The sequence below is a fragment of the Ectobacillus funiculus genome (assembly GCF_004138295.1).
Taxonomy (GTDB): Bacteria; Bacillota; Bacilli; order Bacillales; family Bacillaceae_G; genus Ectobacillus; species Ectobacillus funiculus.
In genome coordinates this window covers 185324-207773 of the sequence record NZ_SCFM01000006.1, presented here as the reverse complement: position 1 = coordinate 207773, position 22450 = coordinate 185324, and the positions used below count along the sequence as shown (strand labels likewise).

Annotated in this window: 21 protein-coding genes and 1 pseudogene; 20 read left to right on the top strand and 2 right to left on the bottom strand. The window is 44.2% G+C overall.

Features of this window, described 5'->3' with window-relative positions:
* The first annotated feature begins 116 nt into the window (after positions 1-116).
* A complete protein-coding gene (locus EP737_RS05355) occupies positions 117-635 on the top strand; it encodes a YceD family protein (protein WP_129726893.1) in 519 nt (172 codons plus the stop codon).
* A gap of 43 nt (positions 636-678) precedes the next feature.
* Positions 679-852: a 50S ribosomal protein L32 gene (gene rpmF, locus EP737_RS05350; RefSeq protein WP_129726892.1), complete on the top strand. Its 174-nt coding sequence runs from the start codon at positions 679-681 to the stop codon at positions 850-852.
* A 158-nt stretch (positions 853-1010) separates the two neighbouring features.
* Here the strand turns inward: rpmF and EP737_RS26190 are convergent, their stop codons facing one another.
* Entirely contained in the window at positions 1011-1139 is a 129-nt protein-coding gene (locus EP737_RS26190; RefSeq protein ID WP_246040182.1) for a hypothetical protein, read from the bottom strand.
* A 305-nt stretch (positions 1140-1444) separates the two neighbouring features.
* Between EP737_RS26190 and EP737_RS05340 the strand changes: the two genes are divergently transcribed.
* Both EP737_RS05340 and EP737_RS05335 read left to right on the top strand, forming a co-directional pair.
* On the top strand, positions 1445-2206 hold the full coding sequence (locus EP737_RS05340) for an enoyl-CoA hydratase/isomerase family protein (RefSeq protein ID WP_129726891.1): 762 nt from the start codon (positions 1445-1447) through the stop codon (positions 2204-2206).
* Between the two features lie 259 nt (positions 2207-2465).
* The gene (locus EP737_RS05335) at positions 2466-3026 is read left to right on the top strand and encodes an RsfA family transcriptional regulator (RefSeq protein ID WP_129726890.1); all 561 of its coding nucleotides are present in this window, start codon (positions 2466-2468) and stop codon (positions 3024-3026) included.
* A gap of 41 nt (positions 3027-3067) precedes the next feature.
* Here the strand turns inward: EP737_RS05335 and EP737_RS05330 are convergent, their stop codons facing one another.
* On the bottom strand, positions 3068-3541 hold the full coding sequence (locus tag EP737_RS05330) for an N-acetyltransferase (protein ID WP_129726889.1): 474 nt from the start codon (positions 3539-3541) through the stop codon (positions 3068-3070).
* Between the two features lie 295 nt (positions 3542-3836).
* Here EP737_RS05330 and EP737_RS05325 point away from each other — a divergent pair, with 295 nt between their 5' ends.
* The 16 genes and pseudogenes from EP737_RS05325 (at position 3837) to ftsA (ending at position 22442) form a co-directional block, all read left to right on the top strand.
* Entirely contained in the window at positions 3837-4709 is an 873-nt protein-coding gene (locus EP737_RS05325; RefSeq protein ID WP_129726888.1) for a 2-dehydropantoate 2-reductase, read from the top strand.
* An 81-nt stretch (positions 4710-4790) separates the two neighbouring features.
* Entirely contained in the window at positions 4791-6404 is a 1614-nt protein-coding gene (bshC, locus tag EP737_RS05320) for a bacillithiol biosynthesis cysteine-adding enzyme BshC (RefSeq protein ID WP_129726887.1), read from the top strand.
* A gap of 325 nt (positions 6405-6729) precedes the next feature.
* A complete protein-coding gene (gene rsmH, locus EP737_RS05315; RefSeq protein ID WP_129726886.1) occupies positions 6730-7662 on the top strand; it encodes a 16S rRNA (cytosine(1402)-N(4))-methyltransferase RsmH in 933 nt (310 codons plus the stop codon).
* Between the two features lie 44 nt (positions 7663-7706).
* On the top strand, positions 7707-8060 hold the full coding sequence (gene ftsL / locus EP737_RS05310; RefSeq protein WP_129726885.1) for a cell division protein FtsL: 354 nt from the start codon (positions 7707-7709) through the stop codon (positions 8058-8060).
* A 17-nt stretch (positions 8061-8077) separates the two neighbouring features.
* Entirely contained in the window at positions 8078-10207 is a 2130-nt protein-coding gene (locus EP737_RS05305; RefSeq protein ID WP_246040181.1) for a penicillin-binding protein, read from the top strand.
* 100 nt (positions 10208-10307) lie between these two features.
* Complete coding sequence (locus tag EP737_RS05300) at positions 10308-12224, top strand: stage V sporulation protein D (protein ID WP_129726884.1); 1917 nt, start codon at positions 10308-10310, stop codon at positions 12222-12224.
* Positions 12225-12285: 61 nt separating this feature from the next.
* On the top strand, positions 12286-13767 hold the full coding sequence (locus EP737_RS05295; protein ID WP_129726883.1) for a UDP-N-acetylmuramoyl-L-alanyl-D-glutamate--2,6-diaminopimelate ligase: 1482 nt from the start codon (positions 12286-12288) through the stop codon (positions 13765-13767).
* Between the two features lie 25 nt (positions 13768-13792).
* Positions 13793-14767, top strand: coding sequence for a phospho-N-acetylmuramoyl-pentapeptide-transferase (gene mraY / locus EP737_RS05290; protein ID WP_129726882.1), 975 nt, complete (start codon positions 13793-13795; stop codon positions 14765-14767).
* Complete coding sequence (gene murD / locus EP737_RS05285) at positions 14768-16120, top strand: UDP-N-acetylmuramoyl-L-alanine--D-glutamate ligase (protein WP_129726881.1); 1353 nt, start codon at positions 14768-14770, stop codon at positions 16118-16120.
* Positions 16121-16194: 74 nt separating this feature from the next.
* Entirely contained in the window at positions 16195-17292 is a 1098-nt protein-coding gene (gene spoVE, locus EP737_RS05280) for a stage V sporulation protein E (protein WP_129726880.1), read from the top strand.
* 179 nt (positions 17293-17471) lie between these two features.
* Positions 17472-18377 carry a UDP-N-acetylmuramate dehydrogenase gene (gene murB / locus EP737_RS05275; RefSeq protein WP_129726879.1) on the top strand — a complete coding sequence of 302 codons (906 nt, stop codon included), beginning with the start codon at positions 17472-17474 and terminating at the stop codon, positions 18375-18377.
* A 107-nt stretch (positions 18378-18484) separates the two neighbouring features.
* The gene (locus EP737_RS05270; protein WP_129726878.1) at positions 18485-19255 is read left to right on the top strand and encodes a cell division protein FtsQ/DivIB; all 771 of its coding nucleotides are present in this window, start codon (positions 18485-18487) and stop codon (positions 19253-19255) included.
* Positions 19252-19944, top strand: coding sequence for a DUF881 domain-containing protein (locus EP737_RS05265; RefSeq protein ID WP_129726877.1), 693 nt, complete (start codon positions 19252-19254; stop codon positions 19942-19944). Before EP737_RS05270 ends, EP737_RS05265 begins: the two co-directional genes overlap by 4 nt.
* 20 nt (positions 19945-19964) lie before the next feature.
* The gene (locus EP737_RS05260; RefSeq protein WP_165350699.1) at positions 19965-20681 is read left to right on the top strand and encodes a DUF881 domain-containing protein; all 717 of its coding nucleotides are present in this window, start codon (positions 19965-19967) and stop codon (positions 20679-20681) included.
* Between the two features lies 1 nt (position 20682).
* Positions 20683-21121: pseudogene (locus EP737_RS05255) on the top strand (small basic family protein).
* Positions 21122-21164: 43 nt separating this feature from the next.
* Positions 21165-22442 (top strand): cell division protein FtsA, encoded by a 1278-nt coding sequence (ftsA, locus tag EP737_RS05250; protein ID WP_129726874.1) that lies wholly within the window; start codon positions 21165-21167, stop codon positions 22440-22442.
* Positions 22443-22450 lie beyond the last annotated feature (8 nt).

Here is a 22450-nt window from a genome sequence, read left to right as displayed (position 1 = left end):
ACGTGATAATGTGTATATATTGCGTCATATTGACTTCATTATAGTGTAAAGAAAAAACATTGACAAATATAGAAACGCTCTATATAATTTTCTTTGTTGCCTTGAGGTGATTTTAAATGAAATGGTCAATCCATCAATTAAACAAATACCGAAGCAAAGGGCTAACGTTCGACGAAACAGTCGATGTAAGCGAATTGAAGGGAAGTGCTGATATTCGAGACATTTCTCCTGTTCGCGTAGCGGGACGAGCGGATCTTAGTGCGAATAAGTTCACGTTTCATTTTCGCATTACAGGCACGATGGTGTTACCTTGCTCCCGAACGTTAGCAGATGTAGCATTTCCGTTTGATATTGAAACAACAGAGGTGTTCCTCGCTTCGAAGGAAGAGCACGAAGATGAGGCAGAAGTTCATTATTTACAAGGAGAAGTACTTGACTTGCTCCCTGTAATTAAGGAAAATATAATTCTGGAAATTCCAATGCAAATTTTCAGTGATGAGGCTTCAGCCGAGGCACCGATGAAAGGTCAAGACTGGCAGGTTATTACAGAGAAGGAACAGACTGAGAAGGTTGATCCTCGTCTGGCGGGACTTGCGAAGTTTTTTGACAAACAAAATATAGAAGACCAGCATTAGGACTTCATATGAAACAATGCACTCTTTTAAGGAGGTGGGAATAATGGCAGTACCTTTCAGAAGAACATCCAAAACTGTAAAAAGAAAACGCCGCACGCACTTCAAGCTAGCAGTACCTGGTATGACAGCATGCCCAAACTGTGGTGAATTGAAGCTTGCTCACCGCGTATGCAAATCATGCGGGACTTACAAAGGCAAAGAAGTTATCGGTCAATAATGACTGTCAGCGCAGAAGAAATTCTTCTGCGCTTGTTTTAGTTTTATGGTGAGAATACTCTCCGCGCCCCTTCATAGATCTTGAGATAAACGATCATACCACGGCAATGAATGCCGTTTTCAAAAACTTCCTCCTCATCGTGCTGAATGAAAAAATGTTTATCGGCCCCGATGATTCGAAACCCGCCTATTTGATACAGAGCTTGCATTTCCAGTACTAACTTCGCTTGTCTTATTGCCTTGTGAAGTAGCGTAATGTACTGCATGGTTAACTAGTTGCTTCCCCATTCCTTTTCCCTGATGCTTCCCCGCTCCAGCGATATTGACCAACTCTACTGTTTCTGGTCTTGCTGGAAGAAGGACATTTACTCCAAACTAATTCTAACAACTGATAGGAACTCTCTGCCTTTCTCTTTTCTGATTGCGGGATGTAAATAGGTTTGTTCACCCGTTTAGAAGGAATTTAGCAGCCTCTCCCGAAACATAGTACATGTAAAAAGATACTCAAGTAGAAAGAACGGCTGCATGATGAATAGAAAGGAGGAGTACAGAGAGGTGCTGATTCAACACGGTATCCTCCTGTACGATAGCTGATGCAGAAGATAATCGTGGAACGACAGCAGGGCATTGTATGGGCAACGTTCAACCGGCCGGAGCGCCGTAATGCAATTGATTTTGATGTGATGGATGAACTTGCGGCACTGCTTGCAGAAGTGAGGCAAACTAGGGAGGACAAGGCGCTTGTACTGACAGGAGCAGGAGATGTGTTTTGTTCGGGTGGTGATTTACAGCTTTTTCATGGACTGTATACGAAAGAAGAAGCATATCCAATGCTAAAGAAAATGGGAGACATTTTATATGAACTTATGACGCTCCCTAAACCAACGATTGCTTTATTGAACGGGGCTGCAGTCGGCGGTGGTTGTGAAATTGCGATTGCATGCGACTATCGTTTCGCGGCTAGTACGGCAATGATAGGCTTTGTACAAGGGCACCTGGCTATTACAACAGGATGGGGCGGGGCAGCGATGCTGTTTGAAAAGCTTCGTCATGATCAGGCAATGACGTTCCTATGCTCTGCGCAACGCTTTGGCACGAAAGAGGCGGAGCAGCTTGGCTTTGTACATGAAATATTTGAGGGAGATGTGAAACTATCATGCCAAAAGTGGATAGAAAGCATGCTTTCACCTCGAGTTGAGGTACTATCCGCTTATAAGATGGCAGCTGTTCGCGGATGGAATGCAGCATATTTGAAAGAACGTATGGATCAGGAGATAAAAGAATGTGCAGCTCTTTGGGAGTCTCCTGCACATCATGCGGCTGTAGCCTCCTTTTTACACTGTAAGAAAGTATAAATTTCCAACTAGAAGCCAACTCGACGTAGTAGGAAATTTTAGGAATACAGTATAAGTGCAACTACGCCTCTGTCTTCGCCCAAGGGCAGGGCTCGCCAATCGGCGAGTTTTCTTTAAAGCGTTAAGGGTATGTGATAGGTTGTTCAATTTGGAAAAGTTCATATAGTCAAGCAAAAATTACATATTTTTAGCATTTTGCTATTCTATCGTTTCTACCAACAGCATATGTTTAATAAAAAATGCTCAAGGAGGACTTTAGATGGCAACAACACGCCAAGATGCTTGGACAGATGAAGAGGATTTGCTACTGGCCGAAGTGGTGTTGCGTCATATTCGTGAAGGAGGAACGCAGTTATCCGCCTTCAAGGAAGTGGGGCGTCAGCTATCACGCACGCCAGCAGCTTGTGGCTTCCGGTGGAACTCGTATGTGAGAAAGCTATATAAGGAGCAGATTGAAGAAGCAAAGCAAATTCGAAAAGCAACACCTGCTTCCGTCGAAATTGAACAAAAACAGGAGCAGCATGGAGTAGTAACATTTGCAACACTGGATGATGTAATCTTCTTTTTACAGGATTATAAAAATGCAAAGGGCGCTAGTGAAGCAATAAGCTGGCAGGAGAAGCTAGAACAATTGCAGCAGGAAGTAGAGCAGCTGCGTCAGGAAAACAATCGCTTACAGCAAAAGCTCTCTCGCTATGAAGAGGAGTATCGTACATTGTTTGATTATATTGACAGAAAACGCAGTGTTGTAGAATCTGGGGAAGAACGGGGGATACAACTGCTGCGGGAACACAATGTTTTGGAAAAAATTGAAAAATAAAACAGCTGCCTCTTATGAGGCAGCTGTTTTATTTATGCGGTTTATGCAGACTCACTTTCCTCAGCTACATGTGATTTTTCACAAGGATACCAGATGTAAAAACTGCCTTCGCTGCCCTGTACTTTTTGGAACCCAATCCGCTCCCAGAATCCTTCTGAGTGGACGCGTGCAGTTGTTTTAATTGGAAGCTTTAAGCTTTTGGCATAGTCCACAAGGGCTTTGCCGAAGCCTTGCCGTTGAAACGGCGGCAGCACTTCCAGCTTAAATAGCTCCACAAACGGCCCTTGCAAAACAGCAGTGTCCTCTGTCTGTTTATTCATGTACAGACTCATTCTTGCAACAAGAGATTCTCCGTAACGAATCCCATAAAAAGGAGATTCGCTATCGTTTTCAATCATGTTTGCTTGCAGATCCTCGAGCATAGATAGCTCCTGGGCACCGCAGCCTTTAAATTTTTTAAATTCTTCTAATGTTTTATAATTTACGAGTAGTCGTTCAATCTTTGGAAAAGACAAGTAACGTCACATCCTTTTTTAGAGTAAAAATTGTAAATAGCTTTTATCTATGGGAGCTGTTTCTTAGGAGGAAGACGGGAGAAGTCTTGAATGCTGCACATTAGATCTGTGCAGGTTCGAGTCTACGAATGAAGCAGCTAAGACCGATATTTCTACAATAAAGAAAAGTAAAAATATTCCTACTTCTATTATAATGCTATTGAAATGGTTTATGAAGGGGCGGAGGAATTTTCGGTATTTTACTGAAAAATTTGTTACACTAACGAGTGAGAATACAGAGACGGGAGAGTGTGCTATGAAAATAGGAGTGATCGGCCCGGGGGCAATTGGTATGCTGTTCGCCTTTTATTTGCAAAAGGCTGGTGCCTCGGTCACGATCTATACACGAAGCATGGAACAAGCAGAGCATATAAGCCGTTTTGGAATTTCATGCAACCTGGATGGACAAGTAGAAACACAATTTCCGGATGCCGTTCCCCTAGGGGCTATAGCAATAGAGGATGACTATGTGTTTGTGGCGGTAAAGCAATACGATATCGGTCTGGTTTTGCCGCACTTGCAGCGGACGCAAGCACGCTTTGTCTTTCTGCAAAACGGGATGGGACATCTTTCTCTACTACAGAATATGCAGCAGAAATGCATTGCTGTGGGCATTGTGGAGCACGGTGCTAGAAAAGAAACTGCCGGGTCCTTTGTCCATACTGGTATGGGTGTGACGAAACTGGGTATTTTAGCAGGAGAAGAAGAATTTCAGGCGCTGCTGCCGCTTTTTCAGGCTCCCTATTTTCCGATGCTAGTTGAGAAGAATTGGGAAGAGGTCTTACGAAGTAAGTTAATTGTGAACGCATGCATCAATCCGCTTACCGCATTGTATCGGGTTCAAAATGGCGTGTTATTGGCTAATCCGGCGTTTCACAACGCTATGAAGCAAGTGTTTTCGGAGGTTATATTTGTTTTGGATGAAAAAGAAGAACGCTGGGAGCATGTCTGTAATGTCTGCCGGAAAACAGCGGAGAATCAATCTTCTATGCTGACGGATGTGAAGCTTGGAAGAGAAACAGAAATTGATGCGATTATCGGGTATTTGCTTATGCAAGCCGAGAAGCAAAACAAACAGGTGCCGCTTTTAGCGTTTTTACAACAGTCTATAAAAGGACTGGCCCCTTGAGTAAAATTCTTTGCTTTTGTATACGACATTGACTACAATTTTGTCATACACAACGTCTGGAGATGAAAGGAAGAGCTTTTTATGAAGTTGAAGGAAATCTCAGCTTCACTACCAAGTGGAGCCGTGGGAGATTACATACAGCAGGAGCAGCAGATTTCAGCCTGTTTTGACTATTTGCTAGAAGAAGAGGCGTTTCAAAAACGGGTTAAAGATTTACAAAGTCGGTCGTATCCTCGCCAGGAACTGTCTGCTCATTTATTTGCTTATAATGAGCGACTTGGAGCAGGAGCAAAAACGCTCCAAAACATTCAGCTGCTATCAGAACCGAATACATATGTTGTGATCGGCGGACAGCAGGCAGGCCTTTTGACGGGACCGCTCTATACGATCCATAAAATCGTCTCGATTTTACAACTGGCGAAGGAGCAGGAGAAAAAGCTTGGTGCGCCTGTCATACCAGTATTTTGGATTGCTGGAGAGGATCACGATATAGAGGAAATTAATCATGTATTCGTGGCGAAAAATGGGAGCTTAAAAAAATCGGTTTTATACCAGACTGGTACCGGAAGAACGAGTGCGTCCTTCCTCCCACTTGATCTTGAAGCTTGCTGGTCATGGGTGCAGAGTGTGTTTCAGACATATCGAGAAACGGAGCATACAAATGATTTGCTAAACTTTGTTAAAGATTGCCTACAAAGTTCAAGTACGTATGTTGACTTTTTCGGTCGGCTTATTATGGAGCTGTTTAAAGAAGAAGGTCTGGTGCTTGTTGATTCTGGGGATAGCGAGCTGCGCCGTTTGGAAGCAACATTTTTTCAAACAATCCTTCAGCAGCATGAAGAGATTGGGGCTGGTTTGCAGCAGCAGCAGGAAATGCTGCGCGAGCGTGGATATACACCTTTGATTGCAGCTAAGGAAAATAGTTTGCACTTATTTATTCATGAAGAAGGAGAGCGCTGGCTGCTAGAAAAAGCGGGGGACCGTTTTGTGTATAAAAATGGAAGCTATTCCTTTGCAGAGCTGGAGAGCCTTATGATGGAGAGGCCTGAGGCATTTAGTAATAATGTAGTTACACGCCCGCTGATGCAGGAGTATTTGTTTCCGACGCTTGCTTTTATCGGTGGTCCGGGAGAGGTTGCTTACTGGGCAGAGCTGCAGCAGGTCTTTCATCGTCTTGGTTTCTTGATGCCCCCTGTTGTGCCTCGTCTTATGATGAGCTATCTAGAGAGAGGGATTGAGACGGACCTGCAGGAGCTGCATATAGGCGTGGAGGATGTATTCCGGAAACCAATTGAGCAAATGAAGGAACAATGGCTTGCGCAGCAAGTTGTTGAGCCGGTTGAAGATACCTTTGCTCAGGCGCGCCAACAGTTCGAGGAAACGCATAGAACGCTGCGTGAACTGGTTCGAAATATCCAACCGGGATTAAACCGTTTTGCTGAGAAAAATAAACAGAAAATTGAGGAACAAATCAACGTGCTAGAGCGTACCTTAGAGCGGGAAATCAAGCTTATGCATCATGTGCAGCTAAATAAATTCCGCCGCATTCAAATGTCTTTGCAGCCGTTTGGGCATTTGCAGGAGCGCACATGGAATATCTGGTATTATTTGAACGAATACGGCTTTGATTTTATTCCTGATTTGCTGAAACAGCCATTTTCTTGGAACGGTTCCCATTCGTGTATCCGCCTGTGAATGACAGTTTGCAGCCCAAACTGCTCTTATGGAGATATGTTGCACATTTGAGGGGGAAGTTGTCTATTCACCTTTTCACAAAAAAATCCTGCAAGCGAGCAGGATTTTTTTTCTTTATATGGAATTGATTGTAAAATAACAGTCTGTCCGCTGGATTAGAATATAAGAACATTCGTTTGTTTTGATTTTACAAAATAGGATAGAATATAACAGGAGGCGCTAAAATTCAATCGAATTTTAGCAAACATTTTCGCAAAACATGATAAAATTTAGTATATAATAAAGTAGGTAAAAAAGTTATGATTTCACAAAAGTAGGTGCAACAATGTTTAAACATATTACAGTGCTTTTAAAAGAAACGGTGGACGGACTGGATATTCAGCCAGACGGTACATATGTGGATTGTACATTAGGAGGGGGCGGGCATAGCTCGTATCTGCTGTCGCAGCTTTCCGAAAACGGCAAACTGATTGCTTTTGACCAGGATGAAACGGCAATTCGAAATGCGCAGGAAAAGTTCGCTTCCTACGGAGACCGCTTTATCGCAGTGAGGAGCAATTTTCGTTATTTAAAAGAGGTATTGACAGACCTTGGAATCGAGCAGGTGGATGGCGTGCTCTTTGACCTTGGCGTATCTTCTCCGCAGCTGGACACGCCAGAGCGAGGCTTTAGCTACCATCATGATGCGCCGCTTGATATGCGAATGGATCAGGATGCGCCGTTAACAGCGTATGAGATTGTTAATGAGTGGCCGTACGAAAAGCTGGTGAAAATTTTCTTCCAATATGGAGAGGAAAAATTTTCTAAGCAAATTGTCCGCAAAATTGAGGCAGCACGAGCAGTAAAACCGATTGAAACGACAGGAGAGCTTGTGGAACTCATTAAGGAAGGGATTCCGGCTCCTGCAAGAAGAACGGGCGGTCATCCTGCCAAGCGTGTCTTTCAAGCTATCCGCATTGCTGTGAATGATGAGCTGCAGGCATTTGAGGAAGCGGTAGAGGCGGCGATTGAAGTAATTAAGCCGGGCGGACGCGTGAGCGTAATTACGTTCCACTCTTTAGAAGATCGAATTTGCAAAACAGTATTTAAAACACATAGCGCATTGCCGCAGCTGCCGCCAGGGCTTCCAATTATCCCGGATGAGTATAAGCCGAAGCTGAAGCTGATTACAAGAAAACCACTATTGCCGGCAGAAGAAGAGCTAGAGGAAAATAACCGAGCTCGTTCAGCTAAATTGCGGATTGCGGAAAAGTTATGATAGTCAAATGATTTGGTAACATGAAAGTAGGGGGGAACTAAGGGATGAGTAACCTTGCTATGGAACGCAAAAAGCAGACAGAGCAAACCTCGTCTGTGCCAAAGCAAGCCCCAAGAGCACAAACAACGAAGGTGACGAGATTTGAAAAGCTGCTGTATGGGATGTTTATTGCTTTTTTATTGTATGCGTGTATTACTTTAATCGGTAACAAAGCGGACTTGTATAAAGTGAATGCGGACTTCTCCAAGCTGCAGCGAAGCATTGAAGAGCAAAAGAAAATAAATGATGATCTAAAAGCGGAAGTCGAGCAGCTAAGCCGATATGATCGCATTGCCAAGAAGGCGAAGGAAATGGGTCTTGAAGTGAATGAAGACAATGTAAAAGGGCTAAATCAGTAAGCGGGTGTGAGAAACGGATGGATGCAAAAAAACTCCATATGAATAGAGGAGCAGGATTGTTAATGCTTATATTTCTCCTGCTCTTTTTCCTGTTAGTGTTGCGATTTCTTTATATTCAGTGGACGGGAACTGTACACGGACAATCATTGACGGAGCTGGCGGAGGCAAAGCATAATAAAAAAGGTGTGCTTGAAGGCAAGCGAGGTACAATTTATGATCAAACTGGCTCTGTGCTTGCCCAAGATATTACAGCGTACAAGCTTATTGCGATGCTCAAGGGCGACAATCATGTAGAGGACAAAGAACAAACAGCAGAGAAGCTTGCAACAGTTTTAGATATGGATGCTGACAAGATTTTGGCGAAACTCAATAACGAAAAGGCGTATCAGGTTGAGTTTGGTGTTGCCGGAAACAATTTGACGAAGAAACAGAAAGAGAAAATTACAGCTATGAAGCTAAAAGGAATTACCTTTATTGACGGGAAAATGCGCAGTTATCCAAACGGTAATTTCGCTTCATATGTTGTCGGTTATGCAAAACCGAATGATGAAGGGGTACTAGAAGGAAAGTTCGGCCTTGAACAAACGCTAGATTCATATTTACATGATGAAAACGGTTCTATCTCTTACGAGGGGGACTCGCATGGCCTGCTGCTTGGGAATAGCGAAGAGAAGGTAAAGCCTGCGAAGAACGGCGATGATGTGTATCTTACGATTGATCAGCGCGTGCAAAGCTTTCTGGAGGATGCCATGACAAAAGCAGCGGAGCATTATGATCCATCGATGCTGCTTGGCATTGTTGCCGATCCGAAAACAGGAAAAATTCTAGCGATGTCAAGCCGCCCAAGCTACGATCCGAATATACGCGACATTACATACTTTTTAAACAATCCGATTGCATACGCGTATGAGCCCGGATCAACGATGAAGGTGTTTACGCTTGCGGCGGCTGTGAATGAAGGGGTATATCAAGGTTCTGCTTATTATCAATCCGGGGCATATGCGGTAGGTGGAACACAAATCCGCGACCATAACAACGGAGTGGGCTGGGGCTCAATTACTTTTAATGAGGGTGTGCAGCGTTCCTCAAACGTCGCATTTGCCATTATAGCAGAAAAGCAGCTTGGCTTTGACCGGCTTCGTCAATATATTCACAGATTTGGTCTCGACGAAAAAACTGGTATAGATTTGCCTGGTGAAAGCGGAAATACCATTTTATTTGATAAGCAAATCCAAAAGGTTACAACAGCATTCGGGCAAGGCTCTACAGTAACGCCAATTCAACAAATCCAAGCGGCGACTGCAATCGCGAATAATGGGAAAATGATGAAGCCGTATGTGATCGACCGTATTGTTGACAGCGAAACTGGTAAAGTTGCGGAGCAGCATAGACCTCAGGAGGTTGGGGAGCCGATTACGGAGGATACAGCAAAAAAGGTGCGGCAATTACTTGAAACGGTCGTTACAGCTCCGACAGGAACAGGTGGTGCTTATAAAATTGATGGGTACTCCGTTGCGGGGAAAACGGGAACGGCGCAAATTCCAGGTCCTGACGGCAGATATATGTCGGGCCGAGAAAATTATATTTTCTCTTTTCTAGGGATGGCGCCAGCGGACGATCCGCAGCTGCTTGTATATGTGGCTGTGAAGCAGCCGCATCTAAAGGATGCGGAAACAGGAGCTACGCCGCTTGCTGATATATTTAAGTCCGTAACTAAAAACAGCTTGCAATATTTAAAGGTAAAGCCTTCTGTTGTAAAAGATACAAGTAAGTTGGCTGCAAAAGAAAGCATCGCTGTTCCGGCTTTGACTGGAGAGGCGCTTTCAGATGCAAAAGAGAAGATTGAAAGCAAGGGGCTGCGTCCGATTGTGTTAGGAGAAGGCTCTATTGTGAAGCAATCGCCGCAAGCGGGAGATAAGGTGTTAAAAGGCGAGCGTATATTGCTTGCTGGCACGAACAATAAAATGCCGAACCTAATTGGCTGGTCGCTTCGTGATGTGATGAATCTCGCCAATGTACTTGGCCTTGAGCTAAAAACATCTGGAAAAGGATATGTAACAGAGCAAAGCATTGGAGAAGGAATTGCTGTGAAAAAAGGCGACCTGCTAGAGGTGAAGTTGGTGCCTCCAGATGAGGGAGCACAGTAGAGAAAGGAGCAGCTCTTGACGGTTGTAAGGTGCTGTGTTCTAATCAAAAAGGTACAAGCATATATTGAAACGAGCCAAAGTGCAGGGAGGTTCTTTCAATATGCGCGTATCAAATGTAACAGTACGGAAACGACTTATATTTGTATTAGTATGTGGGCTGCTCATTTTTTTGGTGGTTGATGTACGTCTTGGCTATGTACAGTTTGCTCTTGGAAATATGCTAACGGAGCGTGCCAAGGATTCTTGGAGCCGGAATATTAAATTTGAACCGGAGCGCGGCCGGATTTTGGACAGGAATGGTGTAGAGCTTGCGACGAATAAAAGTGCTCCCTCGATTTTTGTTGTGCCAAGGCAAATTGAAAATCCAGCGGCAACGGCTGAAAAGCTGGCAGCTGTATTGGATGCATCAAGGGAAGACATTTATAAGCATTTGACAAAAAAGGTAAGCATTGAACAGCTAAGACCGGAAGGACAAAAGATTTCTCATGAGAAGGCAAAGGAAGTGCGTGCCCTTGGCTTAAAAGGGGTGTATATTGCTGAGGACTCCATCCGGTATTATCCGTTTGGCAGCTACTTATCACATGTACTTGGATTTGCTGGCATTGACAATCAAGGTTTATTAGGTTTAGAGCTTACGTATGATGCGGAATTGAGCGGTGAGAAAGGGTATGTTCGTTTTTATGCAGATGCAAAGGGGCAAAAGCTTGAAAACATCGGAGATGATTATAAGCAGCCGGAAAGCGGACTAGACTTAAAGCTGACGATTGATACCCGCGTTCAAACGATTGTAGAGCGTGAGTTGGATATCGCGCAAGCCACATACAGTGCCGATGGTATTGTTGCAATTGCGATGAATCCGAAAAATGGCGAGATTTTGGCGATGGCAAGCCGCCCGAATTTTGATCCATCCAATTATAAAGAGGTCGCTCCTGAGGTATATAACCGGAATTTGCCTGTTTGGAGTACGTACGAGCCCGGTTCCACCTTTAAAATTATTACGCTAGCCGCAGCTTTAAACGAAAAAAAGGTTGATTTAGATAAGGACCACTTTTTTGATGACGGGGCAGCCGAGGTTGACGGGGCGAATCTCCGCTGCTGGAAACGCGGGGGTCATGGTGATCAGACGTTTCTGGAGGTTGTCCAAAATTCATGTAACCCTGGGTTTGTCGAACTGGGGGAACGGCTTGGCAAGGAAAAACTGTTTCAATACATCTATGACTTTGGTTTTGGCCAAAAAACAGGTATTGATTTGCAGGGAGAAGGAAAAGGGATTCTCTTTAATCCTGCAAAAATTGGCCCTGTGGAGCAAGCGACAACAGCATTCGGGCAAGGAGTTTCTGTAACACCGATTCAGCAGGTTACAGCTGTCGCCGCGGCTGTAAACGGCGGCACGTTGTATCAGCCATACATTGCCAAGGAATTTATTGATCCAGAAACGGGGCAGGTTGTTAGCCGGAAAACACCAGTTGCAAAAAGACAAGTCATTTCGAAGGAAACATCAGCAGAGGTACGGCGTGCGCTTGAGAATGTAGTTGCAAAGGGCTCTGGTAAGGGGGCGTACGTTGAGGGTTACCGTGTGGGCGGTAAAACAGGAACGGCGCAAAAGGTTAAAGATGGACGTTATATGGAAAATAACTATATTGTTTCCTTCATCGGCTTTGCGCCTGCTGATGATCCGCAGGTTGTCATTTACGTGGCTGTCGACAATCCAAAAGGAACCGTGCAATTTGGCGGTGTAGTTGCGGCGCCAATTGTTGGCAACATGATGCGTGATATATTGCCTGCTATAGGCGTACAGCCGCGTACGGGAGGCATAGATAAAGAGCTAACATGGCTCGAGACACCTTCTGTTGAAGTGCCGAATCTAATCGGCATGACGAAGAAGGACTTGCAAACGCAGCAGGTGGATCTTGAAATTGAGGTGCAGGGTGAAGGAGAAAAGGTAGTTGAACAGCAGCCGCGTGCTGGTGTAAAGGTAAAAGCGGGAACGAAAATCCGCCTGTATTTAGGAAGCTAGTTTACGTATGAGCGCGTTTCGTTTCAGATACAATAAATAGAAAGCAGAGAGGTACAGCAGAATGAAGTTGCATACACTCATGTCATGCTTGCATGATTTTTCTGTCATGCCGGCGGAAAATCCAGAAATTGAATCCATTGAAATGGACTCACGGCAAGTTAGTGCCGGCAGTTTATTTGTTTGCATCAGTGGATTTACGGTTGATGGGCACGATTTTGCAAAACAGGCTGCCGCAGCAGGTGCGGCAGCTATTATAGCGGAGCGTCCACTGGAGGTAGACGTTCCGGTTGTCCTTGTGAAGGACAGCGCGCGCGCCTTAGCGGCGCTCGCAGATTTCTTTTATGGGCAGCCAACGCAGCATTTGCATTTAATCGGTATTACAGGTACAAATGGAAAAACAACAACATCTCATATTGTAAATGAGATATTGCGCGAGCATGGTCATACGACCGGCTTAATTGGCACGATTAATATCAAAATTGGAGATGAAACGTTTGATGTGAAAAACACAACGCCTGATGCCCTAACATTGCAAAAAACGTTTCGCCGCATGCTAGACAGTAACGTAACAGCTGCTGTTATGGAGGTATCTTCCCATGCGCTCCATCTTGGCCGCGTGCACGGCTGTGAGTATGATGTTGCTGTATTCACCAATTTAACGCAGGATCATCTCGATTATCATAAAACAATGGACGAATATAAGCGGGCAAAGGGTCTTTTGTTTGCGCAGCTCGGCAATAGCTATCAGCATAATCGCGTTAAATATGCTATTCTAAATAGCGATGATGAAGCTTCTAAGGATTACATAATGAGCACGCAGGCCACGGTCATTACATATGGAATTGATACGAAAAGTGATATTTCCGCAACTGACATTGAAATGACTGGAGCAGGAACATCATTTACGCTTGTCACTCCGTTTGATAGCGTTAGAGTGACAATGAAGCTTGCAGGAAAATTCAATGTCTACAATGTGTTAGCGGCAGCAGCAGCTTGTCTTGTTTCAAATGTACCGTTAGAAACAATAGTGCGTGTCATTGAGCGTATGCAAGGTGTATCTGGGCGATTTGAGCTTGTAGATGGGGACCAGGATTTTGCTGTTATTGTGGATTACTCGCATACGCCGGACAGCCTAGAAAATGCATTGCAAACCATTCGCCAGTTCGCAACGGGCAAGGTGTATTGTGTTGTTGGCTGCGGGGGGGATAGAGATAGAACAAAGCGTCCGGAAATGGCGCGTATTGCGGCGCAGTATGCGGATTGCCCAATCTTTACTTCTGATAATCCGCGCAGTGAGGACCCGCTTGCGATTTTGGATGAGATGGCTGCAGGGGTCACTGGTGAGCAATACGAAATTCTACCAGATAGAAAAGAGGCGATTACGCGCGCTGTTTCGGCTGCAAAGCGCGGGGACGTAGTCTTAATTGCCGGAAAAGGTCATGAAACATACCAAATTATTGGTACGACAGTCATTGACTTTGATGACCGTCTTGTTGCGAAGGAAGCAATGAAACACCGTTCAAGCACACAACAAGATAGTTGACAGCAAGAGAGAAGGGGGGCTATTTATGCTTGAACTTGGAATTTTAATTACAATTGCGGTTGCATTTTTAATCGCAGTCGCGCTTTCTCCTATTTTTATCCCGTTTTTACGTCGGTTAAAATTTGGACAAAGCATTCGTGAGGAAGGACCACAATCACATCAGAAGAAATCAGGAACGCCGACGATGGGAGGAATTGTCATTTTCCTTTCCGTCATCATTACGACGGCTCTAATGGCTGCAAAATTTGGGGAATTAAATACAGAAGCTTATTTGCTTCTATTTGTTACATTTGGCTACGGTTTAATCGGATTTTTAGACGATTATATTAAAGTGGTCATGAAACGAAATTTAGGATTAACATCAAAACAGAAGCTTGTTGGTCAGCTCATCATTGCTATTGTATTTTTTCTGTTTTACCAAAAATATTCGTTCGGAACGGATCTTCGCATACCAGGAACGGATCTTAGCTTTGATTTGGGTTGGGGCTATTTGCTTCTAATCGTTTTTTTGCTTGTCGGTACATCCAATGCGGTCAATCTTACGGATGGCTTAGATGGGCTGTTAGCGGGAACATCTGCGGTTGCGTTTGGGGCGTATGCAATTTTAGCTTATAACCAGCATCAGTATGAAACAGCAATTTTTTGTGTGGCTGTTGTCGGAGCTGTTCTTGGCTTTTTGGTGTTTAATGCTCATCCAGCAAAGGTATTTATGGGGGATACCGGCTCGCTTGCGCTTGGCGGCGCATTAGCAGCGGTTGCGATTTTAACAAAGCTGGAGCTGCTGCTAGCAATTATCGGCGGTATCTTCATGATTGAAACACTTTCTGTTATTATTCAGGTTATTTCATTTAAAACAACGGGAAAACGCGTATTTAAGATGAGCCCGCTTCATCATCATTACGAGCTTAGCGGCTGGTCGGAGTGGCGCGTCGTTGTGACGTTTTGGTCAGTCGGCTTGCTGTTTGCAATGCTAGGAATTTATATTGAGGTGTGGATGTAATTGAAAACTGTAGCGGATTATCAAGGAAAAAATATGCTCGTCCTAGGGATGGCAAAGAGCGGATATGCTGCTGCCATCTTGCTCCATCAGCTTGGAGCGAATGTAATCGTAAATGACAAAACACCATTTGAGGAAAATGAGATGGCGCAGCGTCTAAGCGGGCAAGGCATTGAGGTTGTCTGTGGGTCTCATCCTCTTGAACTGCTTGAGAGAAATATTGCAATAGTCGTCAAAAATCCTGGGATTCCATATACGAATCCATTGGTGGCTGCCGCGCAGCAAAAGGGGATTCCTGTTATTACAGAGGTAGAATTAGCCTACCGGATTTCGGAGGCGCCGTTTATCGGCATTACCGGTTCAAACGGGAAAACGACTACAACTACGCTGACGTTTGAAATGCTTCAAGAAGGCAATAAGCGTCCGTTGATTGCAGGAAACATCGGCACAGTTGCTTGTGAAGTAGCACAAACAGCAAAGGCGGACGAAGTGATTGTAACAGAATTATCATCTTTTCAGCTGATGGGGATTGAAACCTTCCATCCGAAAATCGCTGTGCTTTTAAATTTATTTGACGCTCACCTTGATTATCATGGTACAAAGCGTGAGTACGGCTTGGCAAAGGCAAACCTTTTCAAAAACCAAACATCATCTGATTATAGCGTTGTGAATGCTGACAATGAGGATGTAATGGAGTTAGCCAAAGAAAGCAATGGGCAAAAGGTGTATTTCTCGACCACACAGGCGCTTCCAGATGGAGCTTGCTTGCAAAACGATGCACTTTATTTCCGAGGTGAAAAGGTAATTGAGACTGCTGATATTGTGCTTCCGGGAAAGCATAACCTTGAAAATATCCTTGCAGCGATGAGCGTTGCGAAGCTGATGGGTGTATCCAATGAGGCGATTGAAGCTGTCTTAAAGAGATTTACCGGTGTGGCGCATCGCTTGCAGTATATCACAGAAGTAAATGGGCGGAAGTTTTATAATGATTCGAAGGCGACAAATATTTTGGCAACGCAAAAAGCATTGTCTGCGTTTACGCAGCCTGTTATTCTGCTTGCTGGAGGATTAGATCGCGGTAATGAATTTGATGAATTGATTCCATATTTTTCTCATGTTAAAGCGCTCGTCACATTTGGACAAACTGCACCGAAGCTAATCAAGGCAGCGGAGAAAGCGGGAATGAAAGATATCAAACATGTCGATAATGTCGAACAAGCAGTGCAGCAGGCTTATGAACTGTCTGAGGAAGGAAACGTGATCTTGCTTTCGCCAGCGTGCGCAAGCTGGGATCAGTTTAAGACTTTTGAAGATCGAGGAGACATGTTTATACAAGCTGTGCATAAGTTAGTATAAAGCAGTTTAAAACGCCGGGAGGACCCCGGCGTTTTAAATAAGACTTAAGCTTGTTTCCAAGAGGTGATGTTCGAATGCCAGCGAAAAAAACACCCGATTTCATCATTGTTGCGGTTACGCTCATCTTATTGACCGTCGGCATGATTATGGTGTACAGCGCGAGCGCAGCCTGGGCGTCGTATAAGTTTCAAGACTCGTTCTTTTTTGCGAAGCGGCAGCTTTTATTTGCCGGGCTTGGTGTTGTAGCGATGTTTATCATTATGAGGATTGATTATTGGATTTGGCGTGATTATTCGAAAATCATTTTGCTTGTTTGTTTTTTGTTCCTGATTCTCGTGCTGATTCCTGGAATCGGACTGGTACGTGGAGGAGCCCGAAGTTGGATTGGAGTTGGTGCTTTTTCGATTCAGCCGTCTGAATTTATGAAATTTGCGATGATTGTATTTTTATCCAAATTTTTATCAGAGCGGCAAAAAACGATTACCTCCTTTAAAAAAGGACTTGCTCCGTCGCTTGGTATTGTGTTTTTAGCGTTTGGAATGATTATGCTGCAGCCGGATCTCGGTACGGGTACGGTGATGGTTGGAACATGTGTGGTCATGATTTTCGCTGCGGGGGCAAGAGTAGCGCATTTTATGATGCTTGGTGGAGTCGGAATAGCAGGTTTTATTGCGTTAATCGCATCAGCGCCTTATCGGATCAAACGTATTACATCTTATTTAGATCCTTGGTCTGACCCGCTTGGAAGCGGTTTTCAAATTATTCAATCATTGTATGCCATTGGTCCGGGAGGGTTATTCGGTCTTGGACTCGGACAAAGCAGGCAAAAGTTTTTTTACTTACCGGAGCCGCAAACAGATTTTATCTTTGCGATTCTTTCTGAAGAATTAGGTTTTATCGGTGGCTCGTTTGTGTTATTATTGTTTAGTCTTTTATTGTGGCGGGGTATCCGTGTTGCACTTGGGGCACCGGATTTGTACGGGACATTTTTAGCGGTTGGCATTGTAGCGATGATTGCAATTCAAGTGATGATCAATATCGGTGTAGTTACTGGGCTGATTCCAGTTACCGGTATTACGCTTCCGTTTTTAAGCTACGGGGGTTCAAGCTTGACGCTGATGCTTGCAGCGGTTGGAGTATTATTAAACATAAGTCGTCACTCCCGATACTAAGCCCTGTTCATGAACAGGGCTTTTCTTAATGTCCCAATATCGTGATGTTATGTGATAATTTATCAAAATAACTCGATATTTCCCGAAAAATAAATATAGGCTATAACAAGAAAATAACGTTAGGTGAATGTCCTGCATATTACTATAAGTAGCGGAGAATTGGATTGGGGGAGAGCAGCATGGAACAATTGGCGAGGAAATTAAGGGAAGCAAATGTTGGAAAGGTGCTGGAGCAGGAGCTGCTGGCACGTCATACAACAATGAAAATTGGAGGACCGGCTGATATTATGGTGATTCCAAGCAGCATAGAAGGCGTGCATAAGACGCTGGAGATTGTGAAGGAACAAAAGGTGAAGTGGACGGCAATCGGTCGCGGTTCTAATCTACTCGTGTCTGACAAAGGAATTGAAGGTGTTGTCATTAAGCTTGGTGAAGGACTGGATCATTTGAATGTCGAGGAAACGAAGGTACGCGTTGGGGCTGGTTATTCACTCGTTAAGCTTGCGACTCTTTTGAGCCGTCAAGGCCTATCGGGGCTTGAATTTGCTGGTGGAATTCCAGGAAGCGTTGGGGGTGCGGTCTATATGAACGCAGGCGCCCATAAGTCTGATATGTCCGAAATTATCACAAGAGCGCTTGTTATGTTGGAGGATGGCACAGTAGAATGGCTTACCAATGAAGAGCTTGCGTTTTCCTATCGCACCTCTGTTTTGCAAAAGCAGCGTCCAGGAATTGTACTTGAGGCGGAATTAGAACTGCAAAAGGGCGACCGTGATGAAGTATTTGCAGTCATACAAAAAAATAAAGACTATCGCCGTGATACACAGCCATGGAATCATCCTTGTGCAGGAAGCATCTTCCGTAATCCTCTGCCAAGCTTTGCCGGCAATCTCGTAGAAAAAGCGGGACTTAAAGGCTATCAAATTGGCGGTGCCAAAATTTCAGAAATGCATGGGAATTTTATTGTAAACACAGGCACGGCTACTGCAGAGGATGTCCTTTGTTTGGTTCGACACATTAAACAGGTGATACAGGAGCAGTATGGCATTGAAATGCATACAGAAGTGGAGATTATTGGTAGATAATAGTTGTCTACTTTGTATGGAAACATTTATGATATAATGAAAGATAAAGAACGGCATGCGCTTTCATGCCGTTCTTTATGCTACATAGGGACAAAGGGGGGATCGAAATGAAAAAAGGAAAGATTATTCAACTTGAGGAGCGCGTACCAAAGCTGAAGAAGCAACGGCAAAAGCGGACAAAGGCAAATCGCAGGTTGATTTTATATGTAGCAGTTCTATTTCTGTTAGTGTCGTTTGTGATGTACTTTCGATCTCCACTTAGCAATATCGCTCATATCAATGTGCAAGGAAGCCATTATATGAATGATGAAGAGGTAATGAAGCTATCGGGGATTACATATAAGACAAGTTATTTTCGCGTAAAGCCAAAGGAAGCGGAAGTGAGATTGTCTGAAAGAAAAGAAATTCGAGCAGCGCAGATTGAAAAAGTGCTGCCCAATAAGATTATGATTACAATCAAGGAGTACAAGACAACTGGCTATGTGTATAAAAGTGGCAAGCTGTATCCGCTTTTAGAGAACGGGAAGATGCTGTCAGCACTTCCAGACCAAACACTTCCAGTAGCAGCCCCCATTTTATTTGGGTTTAAAGAGGAAACAACCTATCAAGAGATGTCCTCTGAGCTTGCTAAGCTGCCAACAAGCATATTTCGTTCTATATCGGAAATACATTTGAGCCCGAAGGCAGCTGACCCGCTTCATCTTACGCTTTATATGAATGAAGGCTATGAAGTGAGCACGACTGTTCATGGTTTTTCTAAGAAAATGACGCCATATCCACTCATTATCAAAACGCTGAAGTCAGGTGAAAAGGTACGAATTAATCTCGAGCTGGGAGCATACACAGAACGTTTGAATACAGAGGAGCAATCGCAATGAAAAAGAAAAATCGTTATGTATGGCTTTCACTTGTTTGTCTAGTTCTTGGCTTTATGATTGCCTATTCTTATTCGGTAACGGCAAAGAAGGAGCAGTACGAGAGAGCGGACAGGGAGTGGGACCGGGAATATAAGCTGCGTGAAAGATTGATTGATCAAGAGAAAACAAATGCCAGCCTGCAGCGTCAGGTAGCTGAGTTGCAGAGAAACGTGCGCAAAGAGGAAGAGAAGCTCGGGGAGCAGAAAAACAATCTGTCGAATGCAGTAAGCGAGGTAGAGCAGTTGCGCGCATACATAGGAGAGGTAAAGGTGAAGGGACAAGGCCTAGAAGTGACGCTTGCAGATAGTTCAAAAGCACTAACTGATAAGAATGTCAATAATTACCTTGTCCACGACGGTCATATACAGGCTGTACTTCACGAATTATATGCTGCAGGCGCAGAGGCAATTGCCATTAATGGACAAAGGCTGACAACCAATTCGTATGTGACGTGCGTCGGACCGGTCATAAATGTAGATGGTACGGAGCATCCTGCTCCTTTTGTCATTACAGCCATCGGCAATCCAGACGTGCTGCAAAAGGCGCTCGATATTCGCGGCGGTGTTGTAGATCGTCTTCTTAGCGACAATGTTTCTGTGAAGCTTCAAACAAAACAGGATCTTGTACTAGAGCCATATTATAAAAAGTAATGGTAAGAAGGAGAAGAATAGTGAGCCGAAAAAGATGGAGCTTTACTCTCATCATGTTAATTATTGGAGTTATGGCTGCTGTACAGTATAAATCGCTGCAAAATCCGACGGTTACAGACACTCGGGATGAATGGCAGCTAAAGGAAAGTTTACAAGCAGAGCAACAGGTTCAAATCGAGCTATTAAAGGAAATTAGGAAGTATGAGGGGCAGCTTGAGGGCTATGAGGCGAAGCGAGCTGGAAGCAAGGAAGATGCGCTGCAAAACACACTAGAGGAGCTGCGGGAAAAGGCGGGCTTAGCAGATGTGACAGGAAGCGGTGTTACCTTCCAGCTTGCTCCCTTATTTGACAATATTGGTGAGGGTGAGGAAGTACCGACCCTATCACCTCAGCTGCTGCAGCGTCTCGTAAATGAGTTAAATACATACGGTGCAACGGCAGTGCAAATTGATGACCAGCGTATAGTAGCTACAACGCCTATTAGGGATGTGAACGGAAAGGTGACCGTTAACCAGGTTGCGCTGCCGCCTCTTCCACTGGAAGTGAAGGTCATTGCCAAAGATGCAGGGGAGCTGTATGACCGAATGAAGGTATCGAATGCGTTTGATTATTTTGCAATTGATAATATTGAATTGACCATGTCAAAGCCTGAGGATGGGATTACGATTGGGCGTTATAAAGGAGAGATTGACACGGAGCACATGGAGGCTATCAAAGCAGAAGAGGAGGGGAAGTAGCATGTGGCTCCCTGTTTTAGGTTTATTGATTGGCGTTGCGCTTGGATTAAGTTCAGACCTTACTATTCCAGAGCAATATTCTAACTATTTATCGATTGCAGTGCTTGCTGCACTTGATACTTTATTTGGAGGAATACGGGCGAATTTACAAGGGGTGTATGATGAAACTGTCTTTCTTACCGGTTTCTTTTTCAATATCATCTTAGCAGCAAGTTTAGCTTTTCTCGGGGTACATCTTGGTGTAGACTTATACTTGGCGGCTATCTTTGCCTTTGGGGTGAGACTGTTTCAAAATATCGCCGTTATTCGAAGGCTGATCCTTACTAAAAGAACGGATAGTAAACAAAAATAAGAAAAATGTCCTTGTAAAAAAAGGGAAACGTACGTATGCGTTGAATATTTTTCTTATAAATATAAGTGCTCCGTCTGTTGTTCGATAGATGCATGTTTATGGTATAAATATAAAAAAGGAGGTGCCAGGGTATGAACAGCAACGAAATATACGTAAGTCTTGACATCGGTACATCCAATGTTAAAGTCATTATCGGGGAAATGTCCCATGATGCTTTAAACATTATTGGTGTTGGAAATGGAAAATCGAACGGTTTAAAGAAAGGCTCCATTGTGGACATAGATGAAACTGTACAGTCGATTAAAAAAGCGGTTGAACAAGCAGAACGAATGGTAGGGATGCATATTGACCGTGTTGTTGTCGGAATTAGTGCAAATCAAGTACAGCTTCTTCCTTGTCACGGAGTGGTGGCTGTTTCAAATGAAAACCGTGAAATTGGAAGCGAAGATGTATTGCGTGTACTAGATGCCGCACAAGTCGTTGCAATTGCACCCGAGAGAGAAATTCTGGATATTGTGCCGCAGCAATTCACTGTGGACGGGCTAGATGAGATCAAAGATCCTAGAGGGATGATTGGTGTGCGCCTGGAAATGGATGGACTATTAATTACTGGTTCGAAGACGTTGCTACATAACTTGCTTCGTTGTGTAGAAAGAGCGGGGCTGGAAGTTGTGGATATTGGTTTACAGCCGCTCGCAGCAGCGAGTCTTGCTCTTTCTAAGGACGAAAGAAATATGGGGGTAGCATTGGTTGACATTGGTGGCGGTTCTACGACTTTGGCTGTATTTCAAGATGGTGAGCTAAAGGCGACTAGCGTTTTGCCAATCGGTGGGGATCATATTACCAAAGATATTGCAATTGGCTTAAAAACATCTACGGAGCATGCAGAAAGAATAAAGCATAAGCATGGTCATGCCTATTATCATACAGCATCGGAAGACGACATGTTTGCAGTATCCGTGATGGGAAGCGATCAGACAGAGCAGTTCGCTCAGGCTGATTTAGCGGATGTTATTGAAGCGAGACTAGAGGAAATTCTTTTATTTGTTCAGCAGGAGCTGCGTAAGCTTGGCTTTAAGTCACTTCCTAGCGGATATGTGCTAACGGGCGGTGTTGTTTCGATGTCAGGCGTGTTAGAGCTTGCCCAGGATATCTTGCAGCATAACGTTCGAATTGCCACACCTGATTATATTGGAGTTCGTGAACCTCAATATACAACCGGGGTAGGGTTAATCAAGTACGCCTACCAAAAATCGAAGCTAAAAGGAAAAATGCCACAGCAGGAGCAGACGGAATATGATCGTCGTCCTCCTGCACCCGTGCAGCAGCAAGCTCTAAAGCAACAGCCACGGGAAGAAGAACGTGTTATGTCTAAGGTGAAAAAAGTATTCCGCTATTTATGGGATTAGACATGGAA